This is a genomic window from Dactylosporangium sp. NPDC005555 (genome assembly GCF_040605635.1).
Classification (GTDB): domain Bacteria; phylum Actinomycetota; class Actinomycetes; order Mycobacteriales; family Micromonosporaceae; genus Dactylosporangium.
On sequence record NZ_JBEXDG010000004.1, the window covers coordinates 129,390 to 147,916 of the forward strand.

At 71.5% G+C, this 18,527-nt stretch carries 10 protein-coding genes; 6 read left to right on the top strand and 4 right to left on the bottom strand.

The features are described from left to right. Nucleotides 1-3: 3 nt before the first annotated feature. The 4 genes from ABZS58_RS06505 (at nt 4) to ABZS58_RS06520 (ending at nt 6,218) form a co-directional block, all read left to right on the top strand. Nucleotides 4-879 carry a serine hydrolase gene (locus ABZS58_RS06505; protein ID WP_354778268.1) on the top strand — a complete coding sequence of 292 codons (876 nt, stop codon included), beginning with the start codon at nt 4-6 and terminating at the stop codon, nt 877-879. A gap of 73 nt (nt 880-952) precedes the next feature. Next, nucleotides 953-1,930, top strand: coding sequence for an MBL fold metallo-hydrolase (locus ABZS58_RS06510; RefSeq protein ID WP_354778270.1), 978 nt, complete (start codon nt 953-955; stop codon nt 1,928-1,930). Between the two features lie 21 nt (nt 1,931-1,951). Further along, nucleotides 1,952-2,698 carry a hypothetical protein gene (locus ABZS58_RS06515; RefSeq protein WP_354778272.1) on the top strand — a complete coding sequence of 249 codons (747 nt, stop codon included), beginning with the start codon at nt 1,952-1,954 and terminating at the stop codon, nt 2,696-2,698. Between the two features lie 181 nt (nt 2,699-2,879). Then, entirely contained in the window at nt 2,880-6,218 is a 3,339-nt protein-coding gene (locus ABZS58_RS06520; protein ID WP_354778274.1) for a family 16 glycoside hydrolase, read from the top strand. Nucleotides 6,219-6,296: 78 nt separating this feature from the next. On the opposite strand, the gene ABZS58_RS06525 is transcribed toward ABZS58_RS06520, so the two are convergent. Further along, entirely contained in the window at nt 6,297-8,357 is a 2,061-nt protein-coding gene (locus tag ABZS58_RS06525) for a carbohydrate-binding module family 20 domain-containing protein (RefSeq protein WP_354778276.1), read from the bottom strand. Between the two features lie 288 nt (nt 8,358-8,645). Between ABZS58_RS06525 and ABZS58_RS06530 the strand changes: the two genes are divergently transcribed. Both ABZS58_RS06530 and ABZS58_RS06535 read left to right on the top strand, forming a co-directional pair. Continuing rightward, entirely contained in the window at nt 8,646-11,588 is a 2,943-nt protein-coding gene (locus ABZS58_RS06530) for a carbohydrate binding domain-containing protein (protein ID WP_354778278.1), read from the top strand. Between the two features lie 11 nt (nt 11,589-11,599). Then, nucleotides 11,600-13,693: a carbohydrate-binding module family 20 domain-containing protein gene (locus tag ABZS58_RS06535; RefSeq protein WP_354778280.1), complete on the top strand. Its 2,094-nt coding sequence runs from the start codon at nt 11,600-11,602 to the stop codon at nt 13,691-13,693. Nucleotides 13,694-14,343: 650 nt separating this feature from the next. On the opposite strand, the gene ABZS58_RS06540 is transcribed toward ABZS58_RS06535, so the two are convergent. Genes ABZS58_RS06540 through ABZS58_RS06550 form a run of 3 tightly spaced genes read right to left on the bottom strand, consistent with a single transcriptional unit; the run spans nt 14,344 to nt 18,494 of the window. Continuing rightward, the gene (locus tag ABZS58_RS06540) at nt 14,344-15,966 is read right to left on the bottom strand and encodes an insulinase family protein (protein WP_354778282.1); all 1,623 of its coding nucleotides are present in this window, start codon (nt 15,964-15,966) and stop codon (nt 14,344-14,346) included. A 2-nt stretch (nt 15,967-15,968) separates the two neighbouring features. Continuing rightward, the gene (locus ABZS58_RS06545) at nt 15,969-16,919 is read right to left on the bottom strand and encodes a hypothetical protein (RefSeq protein WP_354778284.1); all 951 of its coding nucleotides are present in this window, start codon (nt 16,917-16,919) and stop codon (nt 15,969-15,971) included. A gap of 54 nt (nt 16,920-16,973) precedes the next feature. Beyond that, nucleotides 16,974-18,494, bottom strand: a complete 1,521-nt coding sequence (locus ABZS58_RS06550) for a glycoside hydrolase family 13 protein (RefSeq protein ID WP_354778286.1) — start codon at nt 18,492-18,494, stop codon at nt 16,974-16,976. Nucleotides 18,495-18,527: the final 33 nt, after the last annotated feature.

Genomic DNA, 18,527 nt, shown 5'->3' on the forward strand with positions numbered 1-18,527 from the left:
CCTATGTCGATCAACGAGGCGGTGGCCGCCGTGTTCGAAGGTGCCGGGGTCGAGGGGTGGCTGCACGCCCGGGACGTCGACACCGGCCGGGAGGCCGGCAGCCGCGCCGGGGAGCGGGTCGTGCTCGCCTCGGTCGTGAAGGTTCTCATCGTGCTCGAGTTCGCCAGGCAGGTGTCGGCGGGCGCGCTCGACCCGGCGGAGCGGGTCCTGGTGCGCACCGGGGACCGGCTCGGCGGCTGGGGCACCGCCGGTTGCGTCGACGACGTCGAGCTGTCGCTGCGGGACCTCGCGTACTTCACGATGACCGTCAGCGACAACACCGCCGCCGACGTCCTGCTCCGCCGGGTCGGGCCGGACGTGGTGCCGCTGCTCGCCGCCGAGCTCGGCCTGCACCGGACCAGGATCGCCGGCGGCCCGCGGCAGCTGCTGGAGACGATGTTCGACGATGTCGGCGCCCGCGACGCCGCCGAGTTCGCGCGGCTGTTCCCGGCGCTGCCGCCGGAGCGGGTCGGCGCGTTGCGGGTGTTCGACCCGGCGCGGACGACGTCGAGCACGCCGGAGGAGATGACCCGGCTGCTCGGCCTCATCTGGCGCGACGAGGCCGGCCCGCCCGCGGCGTGCGGGGCGGTCCGCGGGCTGATGTTCCGCCAGCTGTTCGCGACCAGGCTCGCCGCGGCGTTTCCGGCCGATGTACGGGTGGCGGGCAAGACCGGCACACTGCCCGGCCACGCGATGGAGGTCGGCGTCGCGGAGTATCCCGGCGGCGGGCGCTACGCCGTCGCGGCGTTCGTGCGGTCCGGCGCGCCCCGGGGCGTGCTCGACGCCACCCTCGGCCGGGCCGCCCTCGTCGCCGTCGAAGGCCTGCGTGACCTGCGGTGATAGCCGAACGAGTATGGCCTCAGCAGCCATCTGATCTTGGACAGGCGGCGGCCGGCCCTGCTTGGGTGGCCGCATGCCAGATCGTCGTGACTTCATCCGTACCGCCGCCGCCGTCGCCGTCGTCCCGGCCTCCGCGCTGCCGGTCGTGCCCGCGCTCGCCTCGACCCCTGCCTCGGCCTCAGCTTCGGTCTCAGCTTCGGTGGCGAAAGGGCCGAAAGGCCGCACCGGCGTGTTCCGCTGGTTCGGCACCGCCGGCTGGCGGGTCGACATCGGGGCGCGGACCCTGCTCGTCGACCCGTACCTGAGCCGCTTCGACACCGGACTGTTCAGCGGCGCGTTCCGGCCGCAGACGCCGCTGACCGTCGACGCCGGCGCCATCGCGGCCCGCGTCGGCAGGCCCGGGACGGTCCTCGTCACGCACACCCACTGGGACCACTTCGCCGACGTGCCGCACATCGCCACGACCACCGGCGCCCGCGTCGTCGGCACCCTCACCGCCTACCACCTCGGGCTCGCGAGCGGCGTGCCGGGCGGGCAGCTGTGCCCCGTCAAGGGCGGCGAGGTCCTCGACTTCGGCGACCACACCGTCGAGGTCGTCGCGTCGCTGCACAGCCGCAACGCCGCCTACTCGATGGCGTTCCCCGGCGTGCGGGTCAGCCCGCCGCCGCCCCCGCGGACGATCGCGGACCTGCCCGAGGGCGACACCCTGTCGTTTCAGCTGCGGATCGCCGGCGGCCCGTCGGTGTTCTTCATGGGCGGCAGCGACTTCGTCGAACGCAACCTCGCCGGCCTGGACCCGGACGTGGCGATGGTCGCGCTGCCGTCCAGCACCGCCACCGACGACTACGTGCCCCGGCTCATCGAGGCGCTCGGCAGGCCGAAGGTGGTCGTCCCCGTGCACTGGGACAACTTCGAGACCGAGCTGCGCAACCCGCCGCAGGCCGCCCCGGCCGACGCGGCCCGCCTCGACGCGCTGACCGCCGCGGTGCGCAAGGTGTCCCCGCGCACGCGCGTCGTCCGCCCGGAGTACGACACCCCCTGCACCTTCTGACAGCAGGGCATACTGGCGTCGATGCGATGGTCGGCGGCCGTGTTCGGGACGATCTCAGGAATCGCGACCTGGATCGTCCTGGCGATGATGCTCGGCGACGGCTGGAGCGCCCTCACCGGGCCGCCGGTGGTGCAGAGCGCCGCGGTCTGGGCGGCGGCGGTGGTGGCCACCGTGTCGGTGTGGGGCATCCAGGCCGGGCGCAGCGGCAGCGGCCGCCGGTGGCCGCACACGCTGGTGCCCGTCTTCCTGGTGCCGGTCGCCGGGACCGGCGTCCTCGCCGGGTCGCAGTGGCGGGACGCGGTCGAGACCACCGCGCTGTGGGCCGGGTTCGCCTTCGCCGCCCATGTGCTGACAGCGCTCGCCATCGACGCGGGACGGCGGCGGCGGGCGGCGCTCGCCGGGACGGCCGTCGTCCTCGCCGCCGGGATCGTCGCGGTGCAGGTGGCGGCGCAGGAGCGCTGGTTCGCCGCGGCGCTGCGGGACCGCGGGCTGCGGCCGGTGGTGCCGGTCGCGGCCGGCTTCCACGCCGACGGGGTCAACCTCGAGCGGTTCACGCTCGTCGTGCGGATGTCCGACGGGCACGGCACGTCGTTCGTGGTCGGCGTCCAGCGGACCGACGGGCCCTGCGACGCGCCGGCCCTGTGCTTCGAGCACCTGCGCGGCTACGGGTACCCGGACGAGGTCCCAGCCGGCACCACCCTGCGGCCGGTCGGCGCCGGGGTCCTCGCTCGCCTCGACCGGATCGCCGAGACCATGGAAGCGGACTGACTTTCCGCAACAGCAGCAGAAGTTATGGACATTCGAGCAGAAGTCTTCTAGCGTGGCGTGCACATCGATGGCCGCCACCGCCAATGGCGTCCGATGGTGACCCGTGACGCCCTTCGGCGAGCGCGCGCGGGAGGTCCTGACGGCCTGTGCCGTCCGACACTCCTACCCTCTGGAGCGCTCGATGCGCAGAACCATCCTGGGCGCGGCCGCCGCCGTCCTGGTGGCCGGGCTGCTGCCCGTCACCCCGGCGCGGGCCGCCGTCCCGCCGCAGGAACCCGGTGTCACCCTGCGCGTCTTCGACGTGCAGACACCCCTGAGCTCGATCTGCACCCTCAAAGCCGGGCAGACGCCGAACGTCGACAAGCTCATGCCGACCGTCGACTGGAGCACCGCCGCCGACTTCGGTGGCCTCGAGGACCTCTTCCAGGCCCAGGTGATCGGCAACGTCAACGTGGCCGCCGCCGGGTCGTACGTCTTCCGGCTCACCAGCGACGACGGTTCGCGGCTCCTCGTCGACGGCGCGACCGTCGTCAACCACGACGGGCTGCACGGCGCCACCGCGATGGACGGCACCGTCACCCTCACCACCGGCTACCACGCGCTGCGCATCGACTACTTCGAGCGCACCGGCGGCCAGCAGCTCACTCTCGAATGGCGCCCGCCGGGCGCGTCCGCGTTCACGGTCGTGCCGAACTCGGTGCTCAGCACCGATTCCGGGGTCGTGCGGGTCACCGCGCCCGGCCGCAAGGAGTGCGAGGGCGCCGCCGACAGCCCCGGCGACGGCCTCCCGCTCAACGCCGTGCACCCCGGGTACACCTTGACGAATCTCCGGCCGAACGGCTTCCAGCCGCAGGTCAGCGCCATGGACTGGCTCCCGGACGGGCGCCTCGCCATCACCACCTGGGGCGGTAGCAACACCACCGTCGGCGAGGTCTACCTGCTGTCCGGCGTCACCGGCGCCACGTCACCGTCGCAGGTGACCTACACACGGATCGCGACCGGCCTGCGCGAGCCGATGGGCATCAAGTACGTCGATGGCAAGCTGTACGTGTCGCAGAAGCACGAGCTGACCGAGCTCAACGACACCAACGGCGACGGCCAGATCGACCAGTACCGGACCGTCGCGACGTGGCCCTACGACGGCAACTTCCACGAGTTCGCGTTCGGCCTGCTGTACAAGGATGGCTTCTTCTACCTGAACCTGTCCGTGTCCATCAACCAGGGCGGCGCGACCACCGACCCGCAGGGCTCACCGAACCGCGGCACCAGCCTGAAGATCAACCGCAGCACCGGCGCGGTGCAGTACGTCGCCGGTGGCCTGCGCACCCCCGACGGGATCGGCTGGGGCCCCGAGGGCGACATCTTCGTCACCGACAACCAGGGCGGCTGGCTGCCCGCCTCGAAGCTGGTGCGCATCAAGCAGGACCGGTTCTTCGGCCACTACACCAACCCCGACGGCCCGTTCGACACCCAGCCGGTCACCCAGCCGGTGCTGTGGCTGCCGCAGAACGAGATCGCCAATTCGCCCAGCACGCCGCTGCTGCTGGGAAGCGGCCCGTTCGCGGGGCAGCTGCTGTTCGGTGACGTCACCTACGGCGGCATCCAGCGGGCGTACCTGGAGAAGGTCGGCGGCGAATACCAGGGCGCCGTCTTCCGCATGACGCAGGGCCTGGAGATGGGCGTGCTGCGGCTCAGCCAGGGCCCCGACGGCGCGTTCTACGTGGGCGGGCTCGGCGCGGGCGGCAACTGGGGCCAGGACGGCAAGCTCACCTACGGCCTGCAGAAGCTCACCGCCAACGGCGGCTCCGCGTTCGAGATCAAGGCGATGCGGGCCGTTGCCGGAGGCTTCGAGCTCGAATACACGCAACCGGTGGCCGGCGCGACCGCGGCCTCGTACAACGCGAAGCAGTGGCGCTACGTGCCGACGCCCGCCTACGGCGGCCCGAAGGTCGACGAGGAGACCCTGCAGGTCACGTCGGCGACGGTGTCCGCGGACCGGCTCAAGGTCAACGTGCAGCTGGCCGGTCTGAAGCCCGGCCGGGTCGTCTACCTGCGGTCCCCGCGGCCCTTCACGTCGAGCACCGGCGCTTCGCTGTGGAGCACCGAGGCGTGGTACACGCTGAACTCCCTCGTCGACGGCACGCTGCCGCAGCCGGGGCGGCTCGAGGCGGAGCACGCGGGCCTGAGCGGCAGCGCGCGCGTGGCGACCGACCACAGTGGATACACGGGCTCCGGTTTCGTCGCCGGCTACGGTACGACCGGCGCGGCGACCACGTTCAGCGTCACGACGCAGACGGCCGGCGCCTACGACCTCTCGCTGCGCTACAGCAACGGGCCCAACCCGTCGGCTGGGACCAAGACGGTGAGCCTCTACGTCAACGGCACCAAGGTCCGGCAGGCCTCCCTGGCCAGCACCACCGACTGGGAGACCTGGGCCTCGAAGGTCGACCAGGTGCAGCTGCGGGCCGGCGGCAACACTGTCGCGTACACAGTGGACAGCGGCGACATCGGGCACGTGAACCTCGACAGCCTCACCGTCGGCCCGCCGCCCGCGGACCGCACCGGCACCATCACCGGCATCGGCGGTCGCTGCGTCGACGTCAGCAACGCCGGCACCGCCAACGGCACCAAGGTCCAGCTGTGGGGCTGCAACAGCACGACGGCGCAGAGCTGGACCCGCTCCGGCGACACCCTGCGCGCCCTCGGCAGGTGCCTCGACGTCGCCGGCGGCGCCACCGCGGCCGGCACCCTGGTGCAGCTGTGGACCTGCAACGGCAGCGGCGCCCAGATCTGGCGCACGCAGGCCGACGGCACGCTGCTCAACCCGCAGTCCGGCCGGGTCCTGGACGCCGTGGGCGGCGGCACCGCCAACGGCACGGCACTGCAGATCGCCGACGCGACCGGCGGCGCGCAGCAGGTGTGGACGCACAACGGCACCAGCCGCGTGCAGCTGTTCGACGGCGGCAACCTCAACGCGTTCGCCGCCGGCGACGGCTCCGCCGCCACCTGGCCGGTGTCCGGCGGCTCCACCGAAGTCCTCGGCGGCGACCTGCGCACCAAGCAGACCTTCGGCGACTTCAAGCTGCACGTGGAGTTCTGGCTGCCGAACCTGCCCCTGGAGGTGACCGGCCAGGCCCGCGGCAACAGCGGCATCTACCTGCAGGACCGCTACGAGCTGCAGGTGCTCGACACGTACGGCAAGCCGGCCCTCGCCAACAACGAGTGCGGCGCCATCTATCTCAAGCGCGCCCCGGACAGCAACGCGGGTACGGCACCGGAGACGTGGCAGACGTATGACATCACGTTCCGCGCGGCCCGCTGGAACGGCACGACGAAGACGGAGAACGCCCGCGTCACCGTCGTCTGGAACGGCGTCACCATCCACAACGACATCCAGATCGACGGCCCGACGGGCAACGGCGCCGCCGAGTCGGCGGCACCGCTGCCGATCCGCCTGCAGGATCACAACGACGCCGGCGCCAACGTCCGCTACCGCAACATCTGGATCGAACCCGCCTGACCCCGGCGGGGAACGTGAACGGGGGCCGGCGCACCGCGGTGCGCCGGCCCCCGTGTCATGGAACGCCGGCGGAAGGCGTCAGCGCCAGGTGTCGTCGAGGGTGACCGTGCCGCCCGACGGGGTGCTGACCGTGCGGTTCGGGTCGCTCTCCCAGGTCACCGTGCCGGCGGCGTCCTTGCGGATGTACTTGTACTCGATGACCGCCGAACCCGGCAGGGTCACCTGGCCGGTCCAGGTGGCGTCCGCCGCCTTCGTCAGCGGCACCGCGTTCGCCGGGTCCCACGACCCGATCGACGGGGCGGCGCCCACGACGTAGAGCTGCTGGCCCGGCGACTCGGAGACGTGCAGCGTCACGTCGCCCTGGACGGTGGCGCCGGCCTCCCAGCCGTCCGATGTGGACAGCCAGCCGTCGGCGGGCACCGTGGCCGTGCGGTTGGGGCGGCTCTCCCAGATGACCGTGCCGTCGGCGGCCAGTTTCACGTACTTGTACTCGATCGCCGTGCCCGCCGGGACGCGGACCTGGGCCGTCCACTGTGGATATGTGGCGGAGGACAACCGCACGCCGGCGGCCGGGTTCCACGCGCCGAGGGCGGGGGCGTTGCCGACGAGGACCAGACGCTCGCCCGGGGCGACCACGGCGTACGCCGAGAAGCCGACCGCCGGTGCGGCGGCGGCGACCGGGCGGGACACGCGGTGCTGGACGTCGATCGCGAGGGTGCTGAGGCCCGGCACCGTCGTGCTCAGCGCGCCGCCCTTGCCGACGGTGACCGTCGGGCCGGTGCAGCGGTTGCCGCGCACGGTGCCGCTGGTGACGTCGCAGTACGTGCCGGCCGGCAGGCCCGTGTCGAACGTGCGGGTCAGAGCGGTGGTCTCCCGGTTGAGCACGATGTAGCCGCGGCCCTCGCGGGCGAAGGCGATCGCGTTGGTGTTCGCGCCATTGCTCCACCAGCGGCTGACCGGGGCGGCGCCGGCGGTGTTGCGGAAGCCGACCATGCCCGTGGTCAGGGTGTCCTGGTGCTGGCAGAGCCAGCCGCCGGGGCCGCTGGTGACGCCGCCGCACCGCACCGGGCGCAGGTCCCCGTTCGCCGCGGCACCCGGCGGGCCGGCGTCGGTGCCGGTGAAGCCGTAGCCGGACAGCACCAGGGGGTGACCGTAGGGCCACGCGAGCGAGAACGCGTTGCCGATCGCGAAGAGCGGCCCGTCCTTGTACGTCAGTGTCGCGCCGCTCTGGTCCCGTTCGGTGTCGTGGCTGTCGACGTACACGACGGCGCTGCCGCCGGGAGAGAAGCCCCACGCCTCGCCGAACTGGTCGAGCCAGCTGAGGCTGCCGGTCTTCACCACCCGGCTGATCTGCTGGCCGTAGGCGTCCTCGATGACGTCGCCGTTGCGCAGGTAGTCCGACTTCGGGATCGGAGCGTTGCCGAGGACCTCCTGGTAGAGGTACGCGGGGCGGTGCAGCCGAGCCTTGATGGCGGCGATGTCGGTGGCCGGGATGTGCTTCGCCGCGTCGATGCGGAAGCCGTCGACGCCGAGGCGGATCAGCGAGTTGAGGTAGCCCGCGATGTCGGCGCGGACGTCCTCCTGCTCGGTCGCGAGGTCCGACAGCCCGAGCAGCTCGCAGTTCTGGATCTCCCAGGCGTCGTTCCAGTCGTGGATCCAGTCGTCGCCGTTGCGGCCGCAGTGATGGAAGTCGGTGGTGTCGTACAGGCCGGGATAGTCGTACTTGCCGAAGCGGGTGCCGCCGCTGCCGGTCCCGCCGGCGGTCTGACCGGACATGTGGTTGATGACGGCGTCGACGTACACCTTGACCCCGGCGCGGTGGCAGGTCTCGACCATGCCGGCGAACTCGCGGGGGCTGCCGTAGCGGCTGTCGAGCTTGTAGCTGACCGGCTGGTACGCCTGCCACCACGGATAACCCTGGGCGGGTAACTCGACATGCTCCTGGGGCGGGGTGACCTGCACGGCGGCGTAGCCGGCCGGGCCGAGCGTGCCGCGGCACTCGTGCGCGACGTCGCGCCACGGCCACTGGAAGAGGTGTGCGGTGACGTCGCCGCGGTTCGACGACGCGGCCGCGTGCGGGGCGCTGAGCCCGACGGCTGTCAGGGCCAGGACGGCCGCGAGCATGAGGGGACGCTTCACGAATACGCTCCACTGTAGGTGACTTGCAGAAGTTGCAAAGTCTTGCAAGAGCGCCCTGATGCTAGCTCCCCGTAACGCGCCGGTAAAGACCTGTTGATCTTTGCAAGGCAGCCGAAGCGTTTCTGCAGTTCAAGCCGCATCCGTTTGGAAACGAGGCGGCGATTTTTGCAAGAAGCTTGACATGTGTCAATCGGTCCGATCAGTCTTCCTCCACGCGTTGCCATGCCCCGCCAAGGCTGTCACGTCGGTCGGCCCGCCACCGCATCGATGCACGCAAGGAGCCTCCCTGTGTCGTCCCGAAGAACGCTGTTGATCGCCGTCCTGACGCTTCTCGCGTCGTTGCTGATCGTCCCGTCGCTCGCCGCGGCGGGCACCACGGTCACCGTCTACTACAAGCCCACCGCCGCCTGGAGCACCGTCAACATCCACTACGCGCCCAACGGCGGCGCCTGGACCGCCGTGCCGGGTGTGGCGATGACGTCCGCCTGCACCGGCTGGTACAGCAGGACCATCGACCTCGGCACCGCCGCCGGGCTGCAGGTGGTGTTCAACAACGGCGCCGGCACCTGGGACAACAACTCGGGCCGCAACTATGCCCTCGGCAGCGGCGACGTGACCGTCACCGGCGGCGTGGCCGGCACCGGCAACCCGTGCGGCGGCCAGCCGACCCCGACCACACCGCCACCGACCGGCAACACCGCCACCGTCTTCTACTCCACCGCCGGAAAGAGCTGGCCGGTGGTGAACATCCACTACGCGCCGACCGGCGAGGCGTGGACGACGGTGCCCGGCGTGCCGATGAACGAGACCGCCTGCGCCGGCTGGGTGAAGAAGACCGTCGCGCTCGGCGCCGCCACCGGCATGCAGGCCGTGTTCAACAACGGCTCCGGCACCTGGGACAACAACAACGGCGCCAACTACCGCGTCAACGCCGGCACCACGAAGGTCGCCGGTGGGGTCGTCACCGGTGGCGCCACCGACCCGTGCGCGGCGACCCCGCCGGACACGACGCCGCCCTCGGCCCCGACCGGTGTCACCGCGACCGCCGACCACATCACCGTCACCCTCGCCTGGACGGCCTCGACCGACGACCGCGGCGTCACCGGCTACCAGCTGACCCGCACCCCGGGACCGGTGCTGCTGACCAGCGCGGGCAACGGCTACATCGACGGCGGGCTCGCGCCGCGCACGACCTACTCGTACACCGTGAAGGCCGTCGACGCGGCAGGCAACCTCTCCGGCGCGTCCAGCACGGTCACCGTCACCACCGGCGACGCGCCGCCGCTGCCGGCGGGCGGGTCGATGCTCGGCGGCGACCCGCGCAAGGAGAGCATCTACTTCGTCCTCACCGCGCGGTTCTACGACGGTGACACGGCCAACGACCGCGGCGGCAGCCAGCACGTCAAGTCCGGCAACGCCGCGAACAACGACCCGATGTTCCGCGGCGACTTCAAGGGCCTCGTCGACAAGATCGACTACATCAAAGGCCTCGGCTTCTCCGCCGTCTGGATCACCCCGGTCGTGCTCAACCGGTCCGACTACGACTACCACGGCTACCACGGCTGGGACTTCTTCCGCGTCGACCCGCGCCTCGAGTCGGCCGGCGCCTCCTACCAGGACCTCATCAACGCCGCGCACGCCAAGGGCATGAAGATCTACCAGGACGTGGTCTACAACCACAGCTCCCGCTGGGGAGCGAAGGGCCTGTACGTGCCGACCGTGTGGGGCGCGCGGGACGGGCAGTGGGACTGGATGTACAGCGAGAAGGTCGCCGGCGCCACGTACAACCCGCTCGACGAGAACGCGCTCGGCCGCGCCTACAACGGCGACCTGTGGTCCACGACCGCGCCGGCCGGCAACACGTGCCCGAACTACGGCGCGACCAACGGCACGTTCAGTCCCGAGGGCTACGCCAACCACCACTGCCAGTGGCCGAGCCCGACGGCGAAGATGTTCCCCGCGTCGCTGTACCACCAGTGCTGGATCGGCAACTGGGAAGGCGAGGACGCCCGCTCCTGCTGGCTGCACGACGACCTCGCCGACTTCAACACCGAGAACCCGGTCGTGCAGCAGTACCTCATCGACGCCTACAACTCCTACATCGACATGGGCGTCGACGGCTTCCGGATCGACACCGCCGTGCACATCCCGCGGGTCACCTGGAACCGGCGCTTCCTGCCGGCGCTCCAGCAGCGGCTGACGCAGAAGTACGGCGCCGCGAAGGCGAACGACTTCTACGTCTTCGGCGAGGTCGCGGCCTTCGTCAACGACAAATGGAACCGCGGGTCCGTCAACCATTCGGCGCAGTTCTACACGTGGAAGGAGCGCCGCACGTACAGCGCCGACGACGTCACCGCCGCCCTGGAGCAGTTCAACTACGAGAACCTGCAGGGCACCGGCAACCAGCCCACGTCCACCAACGCGTTCCTGAACGGCAACGACTACCACGCGCCGGACCACAGCCAGTTCTCCGGCATGAACATCATCGACATGCGGATGCACATGAACTTCGGTGACGCCGCGAACGCGTTCAACAACGGCAAGGACTCCGACGACAGCGTCAACGACGCCACGTACAACGCCGTGTACGTGGACTCGCACGACTACGGGCCCAACAAGTCCAGCACCCGCTACGCCGGCGGGACGGACGCGTGGGCCGAGAACATGGATCTCATGTGGACGTTCCGCGGCGTCCCGGTCCTCTACTACGGCTCGGAGGTCGAGTTCCAGGCCGGCAAGCAGATCGACTGCGGACCGACGTGCCCCCTCGCCAACACCGGAAGGGCGTACTTCGGCTCCTATGTGGAGGGTTCGGTCGTCGCGTCCGGCTACGGCACCGTCGCCAGCGCCAGCGGCCCCGTCGCGACCACGCTGCAGAAGCCGCTCGTCCAGCACGTCCAGCGGCTCAACCAGATCCGCCGCGCGGTGCCCGCACTGCAGATGGGGCAGTACTCCACCGCGGGCGTCTCCGGCGGCATCGCCTACAAGCGCCGCTACACCGCCGGGTCGGTCGACAGCTTCGTGCTCGTCGCCATCTCCAGCACCGCCACGTTCACCGGCATCCCCAACGGCACCTACACCGACGCCGTGACCGGTGACGTGAAGACCGTCACCGGCGGCACCCTCACCGCCACGGTGACAGGCAAGGGCGCCATGCGCGTCTACGTGCTGTCGCTGCCCGGCAACCCCGCGCCGGGCAAGGTCGGCACCGCCGGCACCTACCTTCGCTGAAAGGCACCCCTGTGAAACGTGTTCTGAGTATCGGCGCGGTCGCGCTGGCCGTGGCCGGTGCACTCGCCTTCCCGCTGCTGTCCGCCGACAAGGAGGCCGACGCGTCCGTCGCCTCCGACGACGTCATCGCCAACCTGTGGTCGTGGCCGTGGAACTCCATCGCCACCGAGTGCACCAACGTGCTCGGCCCGGCCGGCTACGGCGCCGTGCAGGTCGCCCCGCCGGCGGACTCGATCAGCGTCGCCGGCCACCCGTGGTGGGACATCTACCAGCCGGCCGCCTACGACCTCAACAGCCGCATGGGCACCGCGGCGCAGTTCGCCTCGATGGTCAGCACCTGCCACGCGGCCGGCGTCAAGGTGTACGTCGACGCCGTCATCAACCACATGACCGGCGCCAACCAGTCCTCGACGACCGCCTACGGGCCGGCGTCGTTCACGAACAACTACAGCTACCCGAGCGCCGGCTACGGGTACAACGACTTCCACCACAACCCGGGCGCCTGCCCCCAGTCCGACAACCAGATCCACGACTGGAACAACCAGACGGAGGTGTGGAACTGCCAGCTCGTCGGGCTGTCGGACCTCGCCACCGAGAGCGACTACGTCCGCACGAAGATCGCCGGGTACCTCAACAACCTGATCGGCGTCGGCGTCGACGGGTTCCGCGTCGACGCCGCCAAGCACATGCCGCAGGCCGACCTCGCCGCCATCAAGGGCAAGCTCACCAACCAGAACGTGTACTGGGCGCAGGAGGTCATGCCCGGCGGCAGCGGCAACCTGTCGATGGCCGCGTACGAAGGCATCGGCGGTGTCCTGGAGTTCAACTACGCGACGAACCTGAAGAGCCAGTTCACCGGCAGCATCGCCAACCTGCAGACGTTCGGCACCAGCTGGGGCCTGCGCCCGTCGGACAAGGCGACGGCGTTCGTGTCCAACCACGACACCGAGCGCAACGGCTCCACGCTCAGCTACAAGAACGGTGGTACCGACACCCTCGCCACCGTGTTCATGCTGGCCTGGAACTACGGCACCCCGAACGTCATGAGCTCCTTCAGCTTCTCCAACAATGACGCGTCCCCGCCGGCCGACGGCAACGGTTACGTCAGCGCGGTCACCTGCGGCAGCGGCTGGGAGTGCCAGCACCGGCAGCGTTCCGTGCGCAACATGGTCGGCTTCCACAACGCCACCAAGGCGAGCACGACCGTCGGCAACTGGTGGAGCGACGGCTCGAACGCGATCGCCTTCTCCCGCGGCGCGCTCGGCTGGACCCTCATCAACAACGGCGGCGGCTCCGTCGCGTCCCGCACCTTCAGCACCGGCCTGCCCGCCGGCACGTACTGCGACGTCATCCACGGCGACTTCAACGCCGCCGCGTCGTCGTGCAGCGGCCCGACCGTGACCGTCAACGGCTCCGGCCAGGCCACCGTCGGCGCCAACGCCAAGGACGCCGTCGCCCTGCACGTCAACGCCCGCGTCACCGGCGGCACCCCGTCCCCGACGCCGTCCACCTCGTCGCCGAACCCGTCCGGGGTGGCCTTCACGGTGACCGGCGCGCCCACCGGCAACCCGGTCTACCTGATCGGCTCGGTGGCGGCGCTGGGCTCGTGGAACACCGCGAACGCGATCCCGATGACTGCGGCCGGCTCGTCCTGGACCACGTCCGTGGCCCTGCCCGCCGGTGCGATCGAGTACAAGTTCATCACCAAGACCAGCGGCGGCGCCGTCACCTGGGAGCCGGGCGGCAACCACACGTACACGGTGCCCGCCGGCGGCACCGGCACCGTCAACACCACCTGGAACGGCTCGTCGACGACGAACCCGGCGGTGACCTTCAACGCCACCGCCACCACCGTCCTGGGCCAGAACGTCTACGTGATCGGCTCGATCCCGGCCCTGGGCTCGTGGAACACGGCGAACGCGATCGCCCTGTCCTCGGCGGGCTACCCGGTCTGGTCCGGCACGGTCACCATGCCGGCGAACACCGCGGTCGAGTACAAGTTCATCAAGAAGGACGGCTCGGGCACCGTCACCTGGGAGAGCGGCGCCAACCGCACCCTCAACACCGGCACCGCGTCGCAGACCGTCAACGCCACCTGGAAGTAGCTCACCTCGCCGCAGCCCGGGCCCGCACCTCAGCGGGCCCGGGCCGGTCCGCCACGGGCGCCCTACTGTTCCGCGACCGGGCCCGTGTCGCCGGGGCGCTTTCTGTTGTCCTGCCCGTGTGCGGGCGGCCAATCGCTGGGCCGATGGTTCGCGCCGCCTTCGGCTGCGCAACGGGTGGCGTGGTTGCGGTGGCGGCCGTGCCTGAGGTGACCTCCGTGCCGCCGTCCGCACATGGTTCCCGCCGTCGAGGTACCTATTCGGTGGTGACACCACGGCCGCCGGCTGCAAAACCCACAGTGGGCCGGGCACGAAAACCTTGCATTGGTCTGTGTTCCTGTGCCACCAGCGGTGGTGCGCCACGACATAGGTACCTCGACGGCGGTACATCATGTGAGCGCGGAGGTGCGGAGGCCACCTCAGGTACGACACTCAGGATGACCACGCTACCCATTCGTGCGGCCGGAGGCTGTGCGGAACCATCGGCCCAGCGATTGGCCGCCCGCACATGGGCAGGACAACAGAAAGCGCCCTCCGCGACACGCTTCGCGGATCCGGAAGCCGGATGGGGGACGAAGCCCGCCGTCAGCGCCGGGGCGACCCCGCCGTACCGTGTCGCCGGGAACGCGGCCTGGTCGAGGGTCTGCGGCCGCCTAGGCCCCGAACTCCCTGGCCGCAGGCGGGAACGCCCCGGCTGCCGGTCGGAACAGGCCGGTGAACGGCGGGAACCTGCCGGTCGCGGGCGGGAACTCGCCGCCGGGCGGGAGCACGCCGACGGTCCGCGGGACGGGGCCGGTGGACGACGGGAACGCGCCGGTGGTGGGTGCCGGCGACGGGCGAGGGATGTCGTCCGGTCTGCGGGCCGGCATCGGCAGGATGATCGACGGGTGCACGGACCGGTCGATGCGGGCGGTGGTGTCCGCGGGCGCGGCGAACAGCGCCGGCTCGACCAGCACCGCGATCCCGTCCAGGCCGATCAGCTGCCGCGCGCCGTCCGGCCATGCGTGCACCACCGCGCAGGAGCGGTAGCGGACCGTCGCCCGGCACTCGCCCTCGACGATGCTGACCCCGTCCGCGCCGAGGACGAGCGAAGCGCCGGAGCCGTCGAGGGCCCGGTACGTGTGCCCGGGGACCGCGTCCGTGGAGGTCGTCGGCGCCGCCGCGAACCCGGCCCAGTCGGCGCGGCTGCCCGGCGGCACCTGCAGCAGCCCCGAGCCGAGGACCTGCAGGGCGGCGTCGTGCACGTCGGCGAGGGTCACGGCGTACAACTGGCCGCGCAGCTGGTCGAGGGTGCGCAGCCGCGCGCCGGTGAGCAGGTCGGCGGCCAGGCCCGGCAGCCGGCCGGCGTGCGCGTCGGGGTGGCGCAGCGCCTCGTCGCGTTTCGCGCGGACCGCGTCGAGGTCGGTCTGGGTGATCCGGCCGACCCGGAACCCGGCGAGGACGTCGACGAAACCGCCGACGACCGCGCCCTGCTTCTCCGGCAGCGCGTCGGCGAACGCGGTGACGACCGCGAAGCCGTCGCCGCGCGGGTCGTAGGAGGCGCTCGCCGCATACGACAGGCCGCTCTCCTGCCGCAGCGACCGGAACAGCTCCCGCTCCAGCATCAGGGCGAACACCGAACCGGCCGGGTGCCGCCGCATGATGCCGTCGAAGACGACGCCGCCGCCGGCGCCGGTGAAGTACGCCGGGGTCGCCGGCAGCATCGTCGAGGCGACCGGCACCGGGCGGAGCGTCCCGGCCGGCAGGCGCAGCCGCAGGCCCGGCGGGACCCGGTCGCCGGAGATCCACAGCACGGCGTTCGCGCGGGTGAACCAGGCGTTCGCCCAGGACTGCACGTCGTCGGGGCCGAGCCGGTCGATGCCCCACTCGGGGTAGCTGACCAGGCCGTAGTGCTGGGCGCCGTACCGCCACATCGGCAGCATCCGGTTGACGCCGCCGCGCCCGGCCGCCTCGGTGCGCAGGATCGCCTTCTCGGTCTCCAGCCGCTGCACCGGCAGGTTCGCGAGGGAGTCGCAGACCATCTCCAGGTACGTGACGATGTCGCTCTCGCTGCCCTGCATGTGGAAGTGGGTGACGACGCTGCCGGTGGCGCCGTTGTAGTGGTAGTCGGCGACGCCGTGCCGGTGCAGCGCGAGATGCTCGACGAGGTGCGTGATGCCGATGCGGGCGGCACCCTCGTCGGCCAGGCCGACCCGGAAGGTCAGCCCGGCGGTCATCGGGCCGGAGCCCGGCGCGAGCAGCGTCGGCACGCCGTCGACCTCGGTGCGGTGCAGCATGGTCAGCCCCTTCCCGATGCGCCCAGCGCGCGGTCACGGAGGTTCGCGTACGCGGTGCCCGGCTTGTCGAAGTACTCCGACCAGAGTGGTGTGCGCCGCCCGGCGAGGGCCCGGAAGTGCGGCGCCGCGGCCGCGTGGTCGCCGATGAGGGAGAACAGCATCGCGAACCAGTCGTGCGCGGTGTGGTACCGGTAGCCGGGCTGGAACGCGGGGTGCCGGACGGTCACGTCGGCCACGGCGTGGATCTGCGCGACGACCTTCGGGTCCCGCAGCAGCGCCGTGCCCTCGGCGTCGTTGTCGGCGGCGCCGAAGCGCTCCATGTGCCCGGCGACGACGGCGAGGAGGCCGATCGACCCCGGCGGTGCGCTGCGCAGCAGCTCGGCGGAGAACTCGGCCACCTTCTCCCACGACCCGCCCCACTTCGGCTGCAGCTGCTGGATGAGGTGATAGCCGGCGATGTACGCGTGCGGGTGGTGCACGCTGAGCCGGTCGTAGCGCCGGCGGGCCTCGTCGTGCCCGAGCGAGATGCCCCGGCAGATGATCATCCGCTCCAGCCACGCGTAGCCCTGCCGCGGCTCCCGGGCGGTGACCTCGATGAGGATCTGCTCGGCCCGGTTGAGGTGCTCGTGGAAGCCCGCCCACTGCTGTCTCGTCACGTTGCGGGCCCAGCCGGTGCCGCGGATGCCCCAGCCCCGCTGCACGGTGCGGACGCCGAGGAGGGTCTGTGCCAGCAGCCAGGTCGGATCCGTGGCCGGCACCCGCTGGAGCACGTCGTCGCTGAGACGCTCCTCCACCTGACGGCATGCCACTGCGAGGTCGTCGAGGCCGCGCAGGCCGCCGAGGAACGCGGCGACGGCGGGCCAGTTGCCACGGTCGGCGTCGGCGGCGAGCCGGCGCAGCTCGGTGTAGAGGTCGACCGGTTCGCTCTCCGGCACCGGCATCTGAAACGGCACGGCGGGCAGCATATGCGACCCGCCGCGCCCATGGATGCCCCCTGACAGGACGGGTCAGTGCAGCCAGACGGCCGTGTCCGGCGGGAGCGTCCCGTCGGGCAGGTCGCCGCTCGCCAGGACGACGGAGCCGAGCGGGAGGGGGACCGCCGCACCCGACAGGTTGACGACGCAGCGGACGCCGCCGCGCATGAAGTCCAGCACGTCCGCGGGGGACTCCTGCCACGTCAGCGGGCCGGTGAACGTGCGCCGCAGGCGCAGCGCCTCCCGGTACAGCGAATGGAACGACGACGGCACGTCCTGCTGCGCCGAGGCGGCGAAGGACGACCAGTCGGGCTGGGGGAGCCAGGAGCGGCCGGTGGTGGAGAAGCCGTAGGCGGGCTCGCCGGCGGTCCAGGGCAGCGGGACGCGGCAGCCGTCGCGGCCGGGGTCGGTGCCGCCGGAGCGGTGCCACACCGGGTCCTGGCGGGCGTCGTCGGGCAGGTCCAGGACCTCCGGCAGGCCGAGCTCCTCGCCCTGGTACAGGTAGGCCGCGCCGGGCAGGGCCAGCATGAGCAGTGCCGCGGCCCGGGCGATCTCCGGCGAGCCGAAGCGGGTGACGTGCCGGGCCTTGTCGTGGTTGGACAGCACCCACGTGGTCGGGGCGCCCACGCTGTCGGCGGCCTCGACGCAGGCGTCGATCGTCGAGCGGAGCTCGGCGGCGGACCACGGCGCGGCGAGGAAGTCGAAGTTGAACGCCTGGTGCAGCTCGTCGGGGGCGACGTAGCGGGCCAGCCGCAGCGGGGTCGACGCCCACGCCTCGGCGACGGCCATCCGGTCCCCGGGGTAGGAGTCGAGGATCTTGCGCCAGGCACGGTAGATCTCGTGGACGCCGTCCTGGTCGAAGTACGGCAGCGGCTCCCGGCCGAGCAGCCCGATCTGCTGCGGGTGCCCAACCGACGGCAGGCCGGCCGCCTTGACCATGCCGTGGGCGACGTCGACGCGGAAGCCGTCGACGCCACGGTCGAGCCAGAAGCGCAGCACCGACTCGAACTCGGCGCGCACGTCGGCGTTGTCCCAGTTCAGGTCGGGCTGGCCGGGGTCGAACAGGTGCAGGTACCACTCACCGTCCGGGGTGCGGGTCCAGGCGCGGCCGCCGAAGATGGACTCCCAGTCGTTCGGGGGCTCGCCCGGCGACGAGGACGGCCGGAAGATGTACCGGTCCCGCGCGAGCGAGCCGGGCCCGGCGGCAAGGGCCTCGGCGAACCACGCGTGCTGCGACGACGTGTGGTTCGGCACGATGTCGACGATGACGCGGATGTCCAGGGCGTGCGCGGCGGCGAGCATCGCGTCGAAGTCGGCCAGGGTGCCGAAGAGCGGGTCGACGTCGCGGTAGTCGGCGACGTCGTAGCCGCCGTCGACCATCGGGGAGCGGTAGAAGGGCGTCAGCCAGATCGCGTCGACGCCGAGCTCACGCAGGTACGGCAGGCGCTCCCGCAACCCGATGAGGTCGCCCTCGCCGTCGCCGTTGCCGTCGGCGAAGCTGCGGACGTAGATCTCGTAAATGGCAGCGGTGCGCCACCAGTGTGAAGAAGGCACGGTGAAGGAATCCCTTGCGCTGAAGAGAAGGGG

What these genes read in the sequence shown, in the direction of transcription:
- ABZS58_RS06540 (WP_354778282.1), bottom strand. Translation starts at nt 15,966, where the DNA reads ATGCTGCACCGCACCGAGGTCGACGGCGTGCCGACGCTGCTCGCGCCG.
- ABZS58_RS06520 (WP_354778274.1), top strand. Translation starts at nt 2,880, where the DNA reads ATGCGCAGAACCATCCTGGGCGCGGCCGCCGCCGTCCTGGTGGCCGGG.
- ABZS58_RS06515 (WP_354778272.1), top strand. Translation starts at nt 1,952, where the DNA reads ATGCGATGGTCGGCGGCCGTGTTCGGGACGATCTCAGGAATCGCGACC.
- ABZS58_RS06510 (WP_354778270.1), top strand. Translation starts at nt 953, where the DNA reads ATGCCAGATCGTCGTGACTTCATCCGTACCGCCGCCGCCGTCGCCGTC.
- ABZS58_RS06505 (WP_354778268.1), top strand. Translation starts at nt 4, where the DNA reads ATGTCGATCAACGAGGCGGTGGCCGCCGTGTTCGAAGGTGCCGGGGTC.